10 protein-coding genes, 1 pseudogene and 1 riboswitch are annotated in these 14,113 nt (G+C 72.3%); of the genes and pseudogenes, 4 read left to right on the top strand and 7 right to left on the bottom strand.

What is annotated here, in order from left to right; genetic code table 11:
- Window positions 1-75: 75 nt before the first annotated feature.
- On the top strand, window positions 76-279 hold the full coding sequence (locus tag OG422_RS14730; RefSeq protein ID WP_405743252.1) for a hypothetical protein: 204 nt from the start codon (window positions 76-78) through the stop codon (window positions 277-279).
- Between the two features lie 1,014 nt (window positions 280-1,293).
- On the opposite strand, the gene OG422_RS14725 is transcribed toward OG422_RS14730, so the two are convergent.
- From OG422_RS14725 to cobG, 3 genes are all read right to left on the bottom strand, one after another.
- Complete coding sequence (locus tag OG422_RS14725) at window positions 1,294-2,949, bottom strand: precorrin-2 C(20)-methyltransferase (RefSeq protein ID WP_405743251.1); 1,656 nt, start codon at window positions 2,947-2,949, stop codon at window positions 1,294-1,296.
- A complete protein-coding gene (locus OG422_RS14720) occupies window positions 2,946-3,572 on the bottom strand; it encodes a precorrin-8X methylmutase (protein WP_185994216.1) in 627 nt (208 codons plus the stop codon). Before OG422_RS14720 ends, OG422_RS14725 begins: the two co-directional genes overlap by 4 nt.
- A 108-nt stretch (window positions 3,573-3,680) precedes the next feature.
- A complete protein-coding gene (gene cobG / locus OG422_RS14715; RefSeq protein WP_405743250.1) occupies window positions 3,681-5,129 on the bottom strand; it encodes a precorrin-3B synthase in 1,449 nt (482 codons plus the stop codon).
- Window positions 5,130-5,567: 438 nt separating this feature from the next.
- A riboswitch (cobalamin riboswitch) is annotated at window positions 5,568-5,719 on the top strand.
- Between the two features lie 36 nt (window positions 5,720-5,755).
- On the opposite strand from cobG, the gene cobN reads away from it, so the two are divergent.
- A complete protein-coding gene (cobN, locus tag OG422_RS14710) occupies window positions 5,756-9,382 on the top strand; it encodes a cobaltochelatase subunit CobN (RefSeq protein WP_405743248.1) in 3,627 nt (1,208 codons plus the stop codon).
- Between the two features lie 205 nt (window positions 9,383-9,587).
- Here cobN and OG422_RS14705 read toward each other — a convergent pair whose 3' ends face one another.
- From OG422_RS14705 to OG422_RS14690, 4 genes and pseudogenes are all read right to left on the bottom strand, one after another.
- The gene (locus tag OG422_RS14705) at window positions 9,588-10,121 is read right to left on the bottom strand and encodes a tetratricopeptide repeat protein (RefSeq protein ID WP_405743247.1); all 534 of its coding nucleotides are present in this window, start codon (window positions 10,119-10,121) and stop codon (window positions 9,588-9,590) included.
- Window positions 10,122-10,187: 66 nt separating this feature from the next.
- Window positions 10,188-10,319, bottom strand: a pseudogene (locus OG422_RS14700) (hypothetical protein); the annotation flags it as partial.
- A 1,509-nt stretch (window positions 10,320-11,828) separates the two neighbouring features.
- A complete protein-coding gene (locus OG422_RS14695; protein ID WP_405743246.1) occupies window positions 11,829-12,029 on the bottom strand; it encodes a DUF397 domain-containing protein in 201 nt (66 codons plus the stop codon).
- Entirely contained in the window at window positions 12,026-13,048 is a 1,023-nt protein-coding gene (locus tag OG422_RS14690; protein WP_405743245.1) for a helix-turn-helix transcriptional regulator, read from the bottom strand. Before OG422_RS14690 ends, OG422_RS14695 begins: the two co-directional genes overlap by 4 nt.
- Window positions 13,049-13,112: 64 nt before the next feature.
- Here OG422_RS14690 and OG422_RS14685 point away from each other — a divergent pair, with 64 nt between their 5' ends.
- The gene (locus OG422_RS14685) at window positions 13,113-13,565 is read left to right on the top strand and encodes an ATP-binding protein (RefSeq protein WP_405743244.1); all 453 of its coding nucleotides are present in this window, start codon (window positions 13,113-13,115) and stop codon (window positions 13,563-13,565) included.
- Window positions 13,565-13,933 (top strand): hypothetical protein, encoded by a 369-nt coding sequence (locus tag OG422_RS14680; RefSeq protein WP_405743243.1) that lies wholly within the window; start codon window positions 13,565-13,567, stop codon window positions 13,931-13,933. Before OG422_RS14685 ends, OG422_RS14680 begins: the two co-directional genes overlap by 1 nt.
- The last annotated feature ends 180 nt before the right edge of the window (window positions 13,934-14,113 follow it).

Raw genomic sequence — 14,113 nt, 5'->3', positions numbered from 1 at the left:
GACTCCGGGGACGCCGTCGGCCCGGGGAGCGCCGGGGCTCCGGGTGACGCCACGGCTTCCGGTGCCGTGGCGTCCATGAACGCCATGAACGCCATGGGCGCCGTGGACTCCGTGGCCACCGTGGGCTCCGGGGGCGCCATCGGCTCCGGCGAGGCCGGAGGAAGGGCCGGGCGTGCCGCCGGAGCGGGCCTGGAAGCCGCTTCGGAAGCAGGCGGCGCAGCCGAGACGGCCGGTTTCGTAGTGGGCAACTCCCGCGCGGGGCCCGGCAGCGGGACATGAGGAGCGGCCTGGGCCGGAGCGGCCTGGGCCGGAGCGGCCTGGGCCGGAACGAGGTCCGGCGCCGCGACCCGTACGGGGCCAGAGCCCGAACCCTGATCCGGACCCACACCCGGCCCCGGCACCGAAGCCGTACCAAGGGCCGCACGTGGCCCGTCCGCGTACCGGTTCGGGTTCGGGTTCGGCGCCGCCGTGCCCTCCGCATACGGATGGACGCCCGGCGCACCCGGAACCGGCGCCTGGGCCGGGACAGTTGCCCTGCCCGCGTACGGCTCCGGGTGAGCCCCCGCCGCGGCCTCCGCGTACGGGTTGCCCCCCGCCGCATCCTCCCTGTACGGGCTTGCACCGGGCGCCGGCCCCGGAACCCCCGCACCCGGGAGCGTCCCTGGAGCAGGCGCCCCGAGCACCGGCGCCTCTCCGTACGAGCCGGGTACCGATGTCTCGGGCCCCGACACCGGCATGCCAGGACCGGCCCCCGGCCCCTGGCCAGGGGGCATCGGCGCCCCCGCCTGCGCGTAATCGCTTGCATGCCACTGATGGAGGCAGTCGGCGCACCACCACAGGAGTTCGCCGCCGCCGTAGACGCCCTCGTCCTCCCACAGGAGGTCGGTGCCGCCGCAGGAGGGGCAGGGGGTGGCCGGGGTGCGGCGGCGCCGTGTGCGACGGCTCATGAGTGAGACCTGGTCATGGTTCTCCGACTTCATCTGTTCTGCGCCGTGATGGCAAGGGCACACCCCGCCGTCGCCCATGGCGGGCGCGCGGTTTCCCGGGGCGGGGGCGGTGGGCCTCCGCCCCGGGGCGGGAGGCGCACAGCAACAATGTGCCACCCGTCCGTGGACAACAGCCGACAGTTCGGTCAATTTGGCGGACCGGCCTCGCGGGGAGCGTCCCGAGGGGAGCGGGCCCGTACGGATGTCCGGGAGCCGCCCCGCGATGCCGTTCGTCCGTAACGTCCCCCGTATCCACCGGCGTTCACCCCTCACCCGACCCCGAATCCTCCCGGATACGGACCCGGGCTCACCCCTCCGGGTACCGACGTGGCGTCCACACGGTCGCGGCGCCGTCCGTGCGCCGTACCGTACGGGTCTGCGACGAGCCGATCAGCAGGATCGTGCGCATGTCGACCTCGGCGGGGTCGAGATCGGCGAGGCGGACGGTGCGGACGGACTCCTCGGGGCCGCCGACATCGCGGCCCAGGACAACCGGGGTGTCCGGCGAACGGTGCTCCAGCAGCAGGTCACGGGCCTTGCCGACCTGCCAGGTGCGGCTGCGGGAGCCGGGGTTGTAGAGCGCCAGGACGAGGTCGGCGGCGGCCGCGGCGCGCAGCCGTTCGGCGATCACCTCCCACGGCTTGAGGCGGTCGGAGAGGGAGAGCACCGCGTAGTCGTGGCCGAGCGGGGCGCCCGCCTTGGCCGCCGCGGCGTTGGCGGCGGTGACGCCGGGCAGCACGCGGACGGGCACGGCGCGGTACCGCTCCTCGGCGGCGACCTCCAGAACGGCCGTGGCCATCGCGAAGACGCCCGGGTCGCCACCGGAGACGACCGCGACCCGGCGGCCGCGGCGGGCCAGGTCGAGGGCGAGTTCGGCACGTTCGGACTCGACCTTGTTGTCGGAGCCGTGCCGCAGCTGCCCGGGGCGGACCGGGACCCGGTCCAGGTAGGTGGTGTAGCCGACGAGGTCGTCGGCGGCGGCCAGTGCCCCCCGCGACTCCGGCGTCAGCCACAGTGGTCCGGCCGGTCCGGTACCGACGACGACCACGTCGCCGGTGACGGTGCCGGGCGCGTCGCCGGGCGCGTCGCCGGGGGCGTGGGCCGCCTCCCCGGGCGCCCCCGACACGTCCTCCGGGGCGCCCCCGGACACGTCCTCGGGGGCGTGCGCCACCTCCCCGCGCGCCCTGGACACGTCCCCGGACACGTCCCGTTCCGCAACCCGGCTCGGCACCACCGCCACCGAGAAGTACGGCACGGACGCGGGGTCGACGTCCTCCAGCGCCCCGGTCCGTTCGCCCGCCATCGTGGCGCGTTCGACGTAACGGGCCTCCGGCAGCCGGCCCGAGCGTTCCATCGCGCGCCGGACGGCGGGGAAGGTGCGGCCCAGCTTCATGACGACGGCGGAGTCGGTGGCGGCCAGCCGCGCCGTCAGCTCCTCCTCGGGGAGCGTGCCGGGCAGCACCGTCAGCACCTCGTCGGCCTCCACCAGCGGCCTGCCCAGCCGGGCGGCGGCCGCGTTGATCGAGGTCACGCCGGGGACGACCTCGGTCGGGTAACGGTGCGCCAGGCGTTTGTGCATGTGCTGGTACGAGCCGTAGAACAGCGGGTCGCCCTCGGAGAGCACGGCGACGGTGCGGCCCGCGTCGAGGTGCGCGGCGAGCCGGGCCGCGGCCTCCTCGTAGAAGTCGTCGAGCGCACCCCGGTAGCCACCGGGATGGTCGGTCGACTCGGTGGTCACCGGGTAGACCAGCGCCTCCTCGATGTGGTCGGCGCGCAGATGCCCGGCGGCGATGGCGCGCGCGATGGACCGGCCGTGGCGGGCGCTGTGGTACGCCACCACGTCGGCCTCCGCGATGACCTGCACGGCCCGTACGGTCATCAGGGACGGGTCGCCGGGGCCGAGCCCCACGCCGTAGAGGCGGCCCGGGGTCCGGGCGCCGGACTGCTGCTCGGACACGCTCACTCCTCCTCGCTCGCCAGGGCGTTGACGGCGGCCGCGGCCATGGCGCTGCCGCCGCGCCGCCCGCGCACCACCAGGTGCTCAAGACCCGACGGGTGGGCGGCCAGCGCCTCCTTGGACTCGGCGGCGCCGATGAAGCCGACGGGTATGCCGAGCACCGCGGCGGGCCGCGGCGCGCCCTCCTCGATCATCTCCAGAAGGCGGAAGAGCGCGGTCGGGGCGTTGCCGACGGCGACCACCGCGCCGTCCAGCCTGTCCCGCCACAGCTCCAGCGCGGCGGCGCTGCGGGTGGTGCCCATCTCGGCGGCGAGCGCGGGCACCGACGGGTCGGCGAGGGTGCACACCACCTCGTTGTCGGCGGGCAGCCGCTTACGGGTGACGCCGCTGGCGACCATGTTCGCGTCGCACAGGATCGGCGCACCGGCGCGCAGCGCGGCGCGGGCGCTCGCCACCACGCCGGGGGAGTAGGCGAGGTCGCGGACGAGGTCGACCATGCCGCAGGCGTGGATCATCCGGACCGCGACCCGGCTGACGTCGGCGGGCAGCCCCGCGAGGTCCGCCTCGGCGCGGATGGTGGCAAAGGACTGGCGGTAGATCGCCGCCCCGTCCTTCTCGTAGTCGAACACGGTGCCCTCGGTGTGGTGGGTTGGTGATGGGTCGTCGCTGGTGGGGTGCTGCATAGGGGTGGGGTACGCGCTAACGGGGCCGGGGCCCGGGGCGCGGCCCGGTGGCGGTCACGGCGTGGTGCCGGGAGCCGCCGGGGGCATCCCGGGCGCGAGGGCGTCCGCGGCCTGCCGCACGGTGGCGCCCGCCGCGAGCGGCTCGGGTGGCGCCCCCGGCCGGACCACGGTCACGTCGTAGCCGCCGTCGGTCGCCAGGACGTCGATCCAGGTGCCGTGCGGGTGGCCGCAGCGGCGGGCGCAGCCGGACCACTGCACCGGCAGCGCGGTGGCGCGCCCCAGGGCCGCCGCCACGGCGGACGCGTCGGCCCGTACGTCGGTCAGGGACTTGGCGCACCCGGGGCGTCCGGTGCAGGCGCCGAGCCGGTGCCAGGGCGAGTCCGGGTCGGTGACCAGGCCCGCGTCCGCGCACTCCCGCAGCCGGGCGGCGGCCACCGGCGCGGACAGTCCGGGGACGAGAACGCCGCGCCACGGGGTCAGGCGGAGCGTGCCGTCCCCCTCGGTGGCGGTACGGGCCAGGAGGCGCCACTGCGCGCCGGTCAGCCGCCCCAGCGGCGCCGGGACGCTCAGCGCGCGGTGCCCGTCGGGGCCTTCGACGAGGCCGGGTGCCGGGGCGGGCGCGCCGCGCTCCGGCCGGGCCGGGACATCGCCGGGCGGCAGGTACACGGCGGGAATCCCGTCGGCGCGCAGCCGCTCGCCGACGGCGCGCACGGTCGGCGCCGCGCCCCCTGGCAGATCCCGGAACCGCCAGGCGCCGCTGCCGCTCGCGTCGACGGCGTCGAGGAAGACCCGGGCGGCGGCGAGCGCGGCCCGGGGGGCGTGGGCGGCGGGGATCCGCAGGGCCGGCCCGACACCGTCGTTGGGGCTGTCGGGGCTGTCGGGGCTGTCGGGGCTGTTGGAGTTGTCGGGGCCGCCGAGGAAGAGGAGAGCGGGCGCCCCCTGTTCTGCGACTTCTGCGACTTCTCCGTCTGCTGCGTCCACTGCGGCTTCTGCGACCAAGGTCACATCCCCGCCGAGGCCCGCCACATCGCCCCGGCCGTCGTCCAGGACGAAGAGGAAACGGCCCGAAAGCCGCGCCGTCCACTCCTGCCCGCAGAGCAGTTCGTCCAGCTCACGGGCCCACCGCCGCACGTCGGCGGGGGCGCGGCCGTCGATTCCGGCGAGCGGTGAGGCGATGAGGTTGCGGACGCGCTCATGGCGTACGGAGGGCAGTAGTCCGGCGTCGGCCAGCAGGGCGGCCAGGTCGCCGCCGCAGTCGTCGCCGAGGCCGCGCAACTCCACGTTCCCGCGCGAGGTGAGGGAGAGTCCCCCGTCCCCGAACCGCTCCGCCGCGTCCGCCAACGCCATTGCCTGACGTGCCGTCAACTCCCCGGCGGGCACCCGTACGCGGGCCAGCGCACCGTCCGCCGCCGCGTGCAGCCGCAGCGCTCCCGGGCAGGCGTCACCGTGCTCGCGCAGCGGTGGCTGGGCCCCGGGGGGCCGGTTCGAGGGGGAGGGCGGCATGGCCGCGAGCATACCGACGTCGTCCCGGGCGGCGACGGTGAGCCGGACCACGTACGGACTACGTACGGGCCACGTACGGGCCACCGGGCGGGGCGCCCGCGATCCCGTACGGGCACCCCGGAGGGGGCCGCGCGGCAACCCGTACGGCCACCCCGTAGGGACCCTGCGCGAAGCGCCGGCGGGACCCGGTGCGCACCCTGGACGGACCCCGTGAGGGAAACCCGGACGGCCCGTACAAGCCAGATATCGGACCCGTGAGGGAAACCCGGACGGCCCGTACAAGCCAGGTGCCGGACCCCGTACGGGCCTTGCACGCACCCCCGTACGGGCACCCCGTAGGGGGCCAGGGCCCCGGCCCCGCCCGCCACCGCTCCCCGGCCTCCGCCCGCCACCCGCTCTCCCCGACCCCAAGCCCCCCTCCCCCACCAGCGCATCAGCCCTTACCATTCACTCCGGTGGGTCGTCCGGCCCGCCGACGCCGGAGACGGCGACATGGGAGGAAGCCCGGTGAGAGTCCGGCGCGGTCCCGCCACTGTGAGCCCGGCAGCTGCCGGGTGAGTCAGGAACTCCCGCCGTCCAACGAACCACCCGGGGCGCGGATACCCCGAGGAAGGCTCTGCGCTCGCATGCTTCTGCTGCTGTCGACCTCCGACACCGATCTCCTCAGCGCCCGCGCCGCCGGCGGCCCCGTGCCGTTCCGGCTCGCCAACCCAGCCCGGCTCGACCTCGCCGAACTCCCCGCGCTGCTCGACGGCGTCGACCTCGTCGTGGTCCGCCTCCTCGGCGGCATCCGCGCCTGGGAGGAGGGCCTGAACCTCCTCCTCGCCGAGGGCCAGCACCGCCCCGTCGTCGTCCTCACCGGCGAACAGGCCCCCGACGCCCAGCTGATGGAGGCGTCCACCGTCCCGGTCGGCACCGCCGCCGAGGCGCACGCCTACCTCGCGCACGGCGGGCCCGAGAACCTCGGCCGCCTCGCCCGTTTCCTCTCCGACACCGTCCTGCTGACCGGTCACGGCTTCGCACCGCCGCAGCCCGCGCCGACCTGGGGCGAGCTGGAGCGGCCCACGGCCCGTAAGGACATCGACGGCCCGCTCATCCCGGTGCTCTACTACCGCGCCCACCACATGAGCGGCAACACCGGCTTCGTCGACGCGCTGTGCACCAAGATCGAGGAGGCCGGGGGCCGCCCGCTGCCGCTCTTCGTCGCCTCGCTGCGGGCGCCCGAGCCGGAGCTGATCGACGCGCTGCGCCCGGCCGACGCCCTCGTCACCACCGTCCTCGCGGCGGGCGGCACCAAGCCCGCCGAGGCGTCCGCCGGCGGCGACGACGAGTCCTGGGACGCGGGCGCGCTCGCCGCCCTGGACGTGCCGATCCTTCAGGCACTCTGCCTGACAGGTAACCGCGCCGCCTGGGAGGAGAGCGACGAGGGCCTCTCCCCGCTGGACGCCGCCACCCAGATCGCGGTCCCCGAGTTCGACGGCCGCCTGATCACCGTCCCGTTCTCCTTCAAGGAGATCGACGAGGACGGCCTGCCGACGTACGCCGCCGACCCCGAGCGCGCCGCCCGCGTCGCCGGGATCGCCGTCCGCCACGCCCGCCTGCGCCACATCCCGGCCCAGGACAAGAAGCTGGCGCTGGTCCTCTCCGCGTACCCCACCAAGCACTCCCGCATCGGCAACGCCGTCGGCCTCGACACCCCCGCCTCCGCCGTCGCCCTCCTGCGCCGCCTGCGCGAAGAGGGCTACGACTTCGGCGACGAGGACGTACCCGGCCTGGCATCGGGCGACGGCGACGAGCTGATCTACGCCCTCATCGAGGCGGGCGGCCACGACCAGGAGTGGCTGACGGAGGAACAGCTCGCCCGTAACCCCGTCCGCATCCCCGCCGCCGACTACAAGCGCTGGTACGCCACGCTCCCGCAGGTGCTGCGCGACGCCGTCGAGGAGCACTGGGGCCCGCCGCCCGGCGAGATGTTCCTCGACCGCAGCCACGCGGACAAGCTGGGCCGCGACCCGGAGGGCGACATCGTCCTCGCCGCCCTGCGCCGCGGCAATCTGCTGATCCTCATCCAGCCGCCGCGCGGCTTCGGCGAGAACCCGATCGCGATCTACCACGACCCCGATCTGCCGCCGTCCCACCACTACCTGGCCGCCTACCGCTGGATCGCGGCCTCCGCCGACGACGGCGGCTTCGGCGCCGACGCGATGATCCACCTCGGCAAGCACGGCAACCTGGAGTGGCTGCCCGGCAAGAACGCGGGCCTCTCCGCCGCCTGCGGCCCGGACGCCGCCCTCGGCGATCTCCCCCTCATCTACCCGTTCCTCGTCAACGACCCCGGCGAGGGCACCCAGGCCAAGCGCCGCGTCCACGCCACCCTCGTCGACCACCTCGTCCCGCCGATGGCGCGCGCCGACTCGTACGGCGACATCGCCCGCCTGGAACAACTCCTCGACGAGTACGCGCAGATCAGCGCCATGGACCCGGCGAAGCTCCCGGCGATCCGCGCCCAGATCTGGACCCTCATCCAGGCCGCCAGGCTCGACCACGACCTCGGCCTTGCGGACCGCCCCGACGACGACGGCTTCGACGACTTCCTGCTGCACGTCGACGGCTGGCTCTGCGAGGTCAAGGACGCCCAGATCCGCGACGGTCTGCACGTCCTGGGCGCCGCCCCGGCCGGCGAGGCCCGCGTCAACCTCGTCCTCGCGATCCTCCGCGCCCGGCAGATCTGGGGCGGTACGTCCGCGCTGCCCGGTCTGCGGGAGGCGCTGGGCCTGGACGAATCCGCCGCGACCCGCACCGCCGCCGACGATGCGGAGGAGCGCGCCCGCGCCCTCGTCCAGGCGATGGAGGACGCCGACTGGGCGCCGTCCGCCGTGGCCGAGGTGGCCGCCGGGCAGCCGGAGCAGGTTGCCGCGATCCTCGACTTCGCCGCCCGCGAGGTCGTCCCGCGGCTGACCGCCACCACCGCCGAGATCGACCACGCCGTCCACGCCCTGAACGGCGGCTTCGTCCCCGCGGGCCCGTCCGGCTCCCCGCTCCGCGGCCTGGTGAACGTCCTGCCGACCGGCCGCAACTTCTACTCCGTCGACCCGAAGGCCGTCCCGTCCCGCCTCGCCTGGGAGACCGGCCAGGCGCTCGCCGACTCCCTCCTGGAGCGCTACCGCTCCGACAACGGCGAATGGCCCACCTCCGTCGGCCTCTCCCTCTGGGGCACCAGCGCCATGCGCACCTCCGGGGACGATGTCGCCGAGGCCCTCGCGCTGCTCGGCGTCCGCCCCGTCTGGGACGACGCCTCCCGCCGCGTCACCGGCCTGGAGCCGATCGCCCTGGAGGAGCTGGGCCGCCCCCGCATCGACGTCACCCTCCGCATCTCCGGCTTCTTCCGCGACGCGTTCCCGCACGTCATCGGCCTGCTGGACGACGCGGTACGGCTCGCGGCGGGCCTCGACGAGCCCGCGTCCGACAACCACATCCGCGCCCACGCCCAGGCCGACCTCGCCGCCCACGGCGACGAACGCCGCGCCACCACCCGTATCTTCGGCTCCCGCCCCGGTACGTACGGCGCGGGCCTGCTCCAGCTCATCGACTCCCGCGACTGGCGCACCGACGCCGACCTCGCCGAGGTCTACACCGTCTGGGGCGGCTACGCGTACGGCCGCGGCCTGGAGGGCCGCCCGGCCCGCGACGAGATGGAGACCGCGTACAAGCGCATCGCCGTCGCCGCGAAGAACACCGACACCCGCGAACACGACATCGCCGACTCCGACGACTACTTCCAGTACCACGGCGGCATGGTCGCCACCGTCAAGGCACTCAAGGGCACGGCCCCCGAGGCGTACATCGGCGACTCCACCCGCCCCGAGACGGTCCGCACCCGCTCCCTCGTCGAGGAGACGTCCCGCGTCTTCCGCGCCCGCGTCGTCAACCCCCGCTGGATCGAGGCGATGCGCCGCCACGGCTACAAGGGCGCCTTCGAACTGGCCGCGACCGTCGACTACCTCTTCGGCTACGACGCGACCACCGGCGTCGTCGCCGACTGGATGTACGACAAGCTCGCCCAGACCTACGTCCTCGACCCCGAAAACCGCGCCTTCCTCCAGGAAGCCAACCCCTGGGCCCTCCACGGCATCGCCGAACGCCTCCTGGAGGCCGAGTCCCGCGGCATGTGGGAGAAGCCTGATGCGGAGACGCTGGCTGCGCTGCGGGAGGCGTTTTTGGAGACGGAGGGGGAGCTGGAGGGGGAGGAGTGAGGCTCCGCTCCGTTCGGTGAGGGGGAGCGGTCAGGAAGGCTCCCTGTTAGTTTGCTGGCTACGGGGTGGCCTTCAGGAATGCTCCCCGCTGGTTTCGCCGCCACGGCCCGTTCCACCTGCGAGGGGTGGCGCGGGCCGCGGGCTGGCCGAGCGGCTGTTGGTTGAAGTCGCTGCCGTTGGCCACGAGCGATCGTCGGGTCAGCTCTCAGATACTGCTTTGCCCGCGTCGATATTCATCCAAGAGTTCCTGAGCCTCAAGTGTCCAGGGATGCTCTGGCCCCAGAACTCTGGTGCGGCCTTCAACGAGTTTCTCTGCATGGACGATTGCCTTCGCGTGCTGGCCGAGTTCAGCCAAGATCTTGCTCAGGCTGTGTCGTGCACTCAATGTGACCGGATAGTCATGGCCAAAGCGCTGTGCGTATCCCGTGAAGGCCGCTTGGGCGTGAGGAAGCGCATCCATTGCTCTTCCCGCTTTCCGGAGGATGAATGCGTAGTTGAGCACTGTTCCCAGCGTCATCGAGTTATCCCCTCCGAATTTTCGATAATGGTCTGCAACCAGGTTTGAGCCGGCTGCGACATCTTCTGGCCCTGTGAAAATGTGCAGGAGGAATGTTCGTGCGCGGAGTGTGAGGGTGTGGTCGGGCCCGAATACGCGGGCGCGCCCTTCGATCGCCCGGCGGGCAAGTGCGACGGCTTCTCTCTCTTGATTGAGATTGAAAAGCGAATTGGCTAGATGCAAGCAGGCCGCCAGGGTGTCCGGAGCCTCTGGACCCAGGGCATGTTCACAATCGTTGAGCAACTGACGGTGGAGAGCCTCGGAATCCTCGAGCTGTCCAAGTCGGAAAAGGGCACGCCCCACTCGTTGGCGCAGCCTGATGGTGAGGACATTGTCCTTTCCGAGTCTGGGAGTGATGAGTTCCACGGCCTCGGTGCTCAGGGCGAGTGCTGAGTCGTAGTCGGCAGAGCGGTGGATGGCCGTGGCGAGCCGCTGCGGCTTCTATTGTCGATTGGCTGGCTGCCCAGTTGACCGCTCTGTGCAGGAGGGCGATCACGTGCGGCGCGAGCAGGTTCACATGCGGTTCCTGCGCTCCACGGTCGGGTACCTCCGGCAGGGCCGCGAGGAGGAGGCGGGCCGCTATGGCGCTGAGTTGTTCTCGTTTGTCGGCGGGGATGGTGCGGGCGACGCTGTCGAGGAGGACTCCATGGGTGCGCAGGCAGCGAACTTCGCGGTAGACGATCTCGGTGAGGGAGTGGTCGAGGAGCCCGCGCAGCGCTGTTTCCACTCGGGATGCGGGCAGTTCTGGGAGTAGTTCAGCGCCGGAGAGGATCGACAGGGGCAGCGGATCGTTGGCCCAACATGCGAGAAGGCGCAGAAGCTGGCCGACTTCAGGCAGTCCTTGGGCGGTGAGGGCGTCGAGGGAGAGTTGCCAGGTGCTGCTGAGCAGGTGGCGGGCGTCGCCGCCGACGGCGGTGGCACCTTGGTCGATGAGTTCGATGGGGTCGAGACCGGTACCGCTGTCGAGCCGGCGCCGGTAGTCGGCGAGGCTCCAGGGATCGATGACCTGGTGGGCGAGGAATCCGCCGGCGAGGGTGAGCGCAAGAGGCAGACGACCGAGGCGGTCGGCGACCTCTACGGCGTCCTCGATCGAACCCGCATGAGGCGCCAGGTCTCGGAGAACAAGAGCGGCCTCTTCACGCGGGAGTACGCCGAACTGGAGAAGGTCGGCGCCAGGCCACCAATGAGCTGCGGCTTGTCGCGTGGTAACGACGACGGTGCCGTTCGGGCTGGTGCGGAGCCAGCCGCCATCGCGGAGGATGGCGGGGGTGTCGGCGTTGTCGAGGACCAGGAGCCAGGGTTGGTCGGAGCGGTCCAGGTAGTGCCAGACGAGATCCGCGGCTGGACGTAATCCGCTGCGTGCTCCGATCAGTTCGCCGTCGGAGGCTCCTCGATCGGCAGCGACGGCGAGCATGCCGGCGCGTAGCGAGGCGGCATCTGATGCGTTGACCCACAGGCCGATGCGGCCTGCCTGGCTGGTGGCGTGTTGGAAGAGGGTGTAGGCGACGGCGGTCTTGCCGCAGCCGCCCAGACCGTGGAGGACGTAGACGCGGTTGCCGACACCAGGTTCAACGGCGGCGCGCAGGCGGTCCATCTCCCCGGTGCGGTCGCGCAGGACCATCGGCGCGCGGCCGACCGCGGGCCTGCGTACAGAGTCGGGCCCCGCCCAGTCGGGGCCGTGATGGTGGTGCTCGGTGATGTGCTGGTCGCCAGAGGCTTGGTAGATACGACCCTGCCCCTCGGCCCAGCCGTCGTTGCGGTTGCTCATCCCTGCCCCTTCCCCCACCAGCTACAAGTCGGCGAATCCACACTAGCCAGCCAACCTGGTGGTTACGCCAGAACGCGAGGGAGCCCTGGCCCGCTGGCCAGGGCTCCCTCGTGCGGCAGGGCTCAGCCGACCGCGTCGTCGCCCTTGAGGATCCGTACGAACGAGCCCCAGGCGGCTCCGTTGAAGGTGAGCCGGGGCCCGGCGGGTCGCTTGCTGTCGCGTATCGCGTGGCCGCCGGTGGAGGTGCGGGCAACCTCGACGCAGTTGCCCTCCTGGTTGGAGTACGACGACTTCCGAAACGCACTGATGATTTCAGGCTTCACTTGTCACTCCTCTGCGCTGCGCTCTCCGCCCCGAGAAGCTGCTGTATCCGTGAGGCTGACTCATCGGGAGACATCGCGGCCGAGCGTAGCTGATCAAAAACGTTGACGTACTGGGCCAGTTCCTCCGGCCCTTCCACGACATTGACATGCGCTGGGTTGTCCAACGTCACCGCTTCCACGTTGGCCTCCACGCCGAACGAGAAAGCCGTGAAGCTTCCGGACATTCCAGCGGTGAGGGCTGCGGACGTAGGGAGCAGCTGGACGGTGACGTTCTGCCGCTTGCCTACGTCAAGAAGGTGCGTCAGCTGGTTTTCCCGTATGTCGCCCTCATCGGGCAGCCCCATCAGTGCGGGCTCCCAGATGACGGCCGCGAAGCGCACGCCGCCTGCTTCGATCCTGTGCTGCCGTTCCAGCCTGAGCTTCACCAGCTCGGCTACCTGATCGGGCGGGATGACCCTGGGGCCTGTCGTGATCACGGCCTCGATGTACTCGGGAGTCTGCAGAAGGCCAGGGACGAGGACGGGTTCCCAGATGCGGATGTAGGTGGCGTCACTCTCCAGAGTGATGTGGTCCGCATACCCGGACCGAAGGGTCGGCTGATAGTCGATCCACCACCCGCGCTCGTTGCTCCTTCGGGACCACTCCATAAGTCGGTTGCGCTCTTCTGCGTCCTCCACGCCGTAGCGATCCAGCAGGGTGCGGATTTCCAGCGCCGAGGCAGATGTCTGCCCGCTCTCCAATCGGCTGACCTTGGTGACCGACTTCATGATGGCTTCGGCACCGTCGGACTGATCGAGTCCGGCTGCCTCCCGGTGCCGGCGCAAGGCGTATCCGAGTCTGCGGCTTCTGACGGTCGGCTTCCCACCTGCTGGCATGCCTTCTCCTTCCAACTGGTAGGTCAGTCTGCCGGTTTGAGGCATGACGGAGCCAGTTTGCTCGGACGCGGAGGGTAAGCGCAAATTGGCGAACCTGGGCAGTTGCGTCGACAAGGTGTGGCGCCCTACCGTCAGTTGCGTCACGCACCGCGTTGGTCATGTTGCGGTGTGTCGTCAATGGATTGTCGTGCGCTCTCAAGGGACCCCCATGCCCGCATCCGTCAGCCCCGTAGTCGTGCAACTCCCGTTTCTCTCCTGCCAGTTGCCACTGGAACCGCGCAGCGTCAGCCGCGCCAGGCTCGCCCTGCGGCAGCACCTGCGGGCATGGGAGACCGACCGGGACGCAGCCGACGTCGCCGAACTCCTGCTCTCCGAGCTGGTGACCAACGCGGTCAAGGCGCGGGCGCCGGTGATGTCCGTGGTGGGCGTCCGGTGCGGCGTGCAGGGGGACGGCCGGTTGCGGGTGGAGGTGCAGGACGGGAGCGGGGAGCGGCCCGTGATCGAGGAATGTCCAGGGGAGGACGCGGAATGTGGACGTGGCTTGATGCTGGTGGACGCGTTGGCCGATGGCTGGGGCGTCGAGCGGCACGTCATCGGGAAGACGGTGTGGGCGGAGATGGCCGTCCCGATTGCGGAAGGGCCGTCGCTGCGGGCCCTGTGATGCGGCCGGAACGCGTCGCGTACTGGGTGCGGGCCACGGCCCGGCGGCCGGACGGCGAGGAGATTCCGCTCGGCGGGTGGGTGTCGTACTCCCCGGGCGGCGCGGTGGCCTGGATGCGACGGCGGGCCGTGCAGGTCGCGCAGCAGGTGGGCGCGCCGTACGACGGGACGGTGCGGGCGTGGCTGGCGGACCTCGTCGAGCAGGACGGGGCGCGGGAGGCCCTGACGGCAGGGGTCGGCATCACGGTACGGGCCGTGGACGCGTACGGATGTCTCTACACGGTCGCCGCCCGCCCGGAGCGGCCCGCCGCCGGGGACCGGCTCCGCGCGCGGCGGAGGCAGGGGGCGGTGGCGTGGAGCGGCGTGTGACGGAGCGGGGGCTCGTCTCGTCCGGGTACTGGTGTGAGCGGTACGTGTACCGATCGCGGGAGTGCGAGGCCGTCACCTCGTGGACGTTCGCCGCCGTGCACAGCGCCGCCGCGGCGGTCTGCCATATCGCCGACGACGCGCGGCGGTTGAGTGAGGGGTGCGTGCCGTGGGAACGGGACC

It is taken from the genome of Streptomyces sp. NBC_01525 (assembly GCF_045040405.1).
Classification (GTDB): Bacteria; Actinomycetota; Actinomycetes; order Streptomycetales; family Streptomycetaceae; genus Streptomyces; species Streptomyces benahoarensis.
The sequence above is the reverse complement of the archived record's forward strand: the minus strand, read 5'-3'. Positions and strand labels throughout refer to the sequence as shown.

What these genes read in the sequence shown, in the direction of transcription:
- cobN (WP_405743248.1), top strand. Translation starts at nt 5,756, where the DNA reads ATGCTTCTGCTGCTGTCGACCTCCGACACCGATCTCCTCAGCGCCCGC.
- OG422_RS14685 (WP_405743244.1), top strand. Translation starts at nt 13,113, where the DNA reads ATGCCCGCATCCGTCAGCCCCGTAGTCGTGCAACTCCCGTTTCTCTCC.
- OG422_RS14680 (WP_405743243.1), top strand. Translation starts at nt 13,565, where the DNA reads ATGCGGCCGGAACGCGTCGCGTACTGGGTGCGGGCCACGGCCCGGCGG.
- OG422_RS14730 (WP_405743252.1), top strand. Translation starts at nt 76, where the DNA reads ATGAACGCCATGAACGCCATGGGCGCCGTGGACTCCGTGGCCACCGTG.
- cobG (WP_405743250.1), bottom strand. Translation starts at nt 5,129, where the DNA reads ATGCCGCCCTCCCCCTCGAACCGGCCCCCCGGGGCCCAGCCACCGCTG.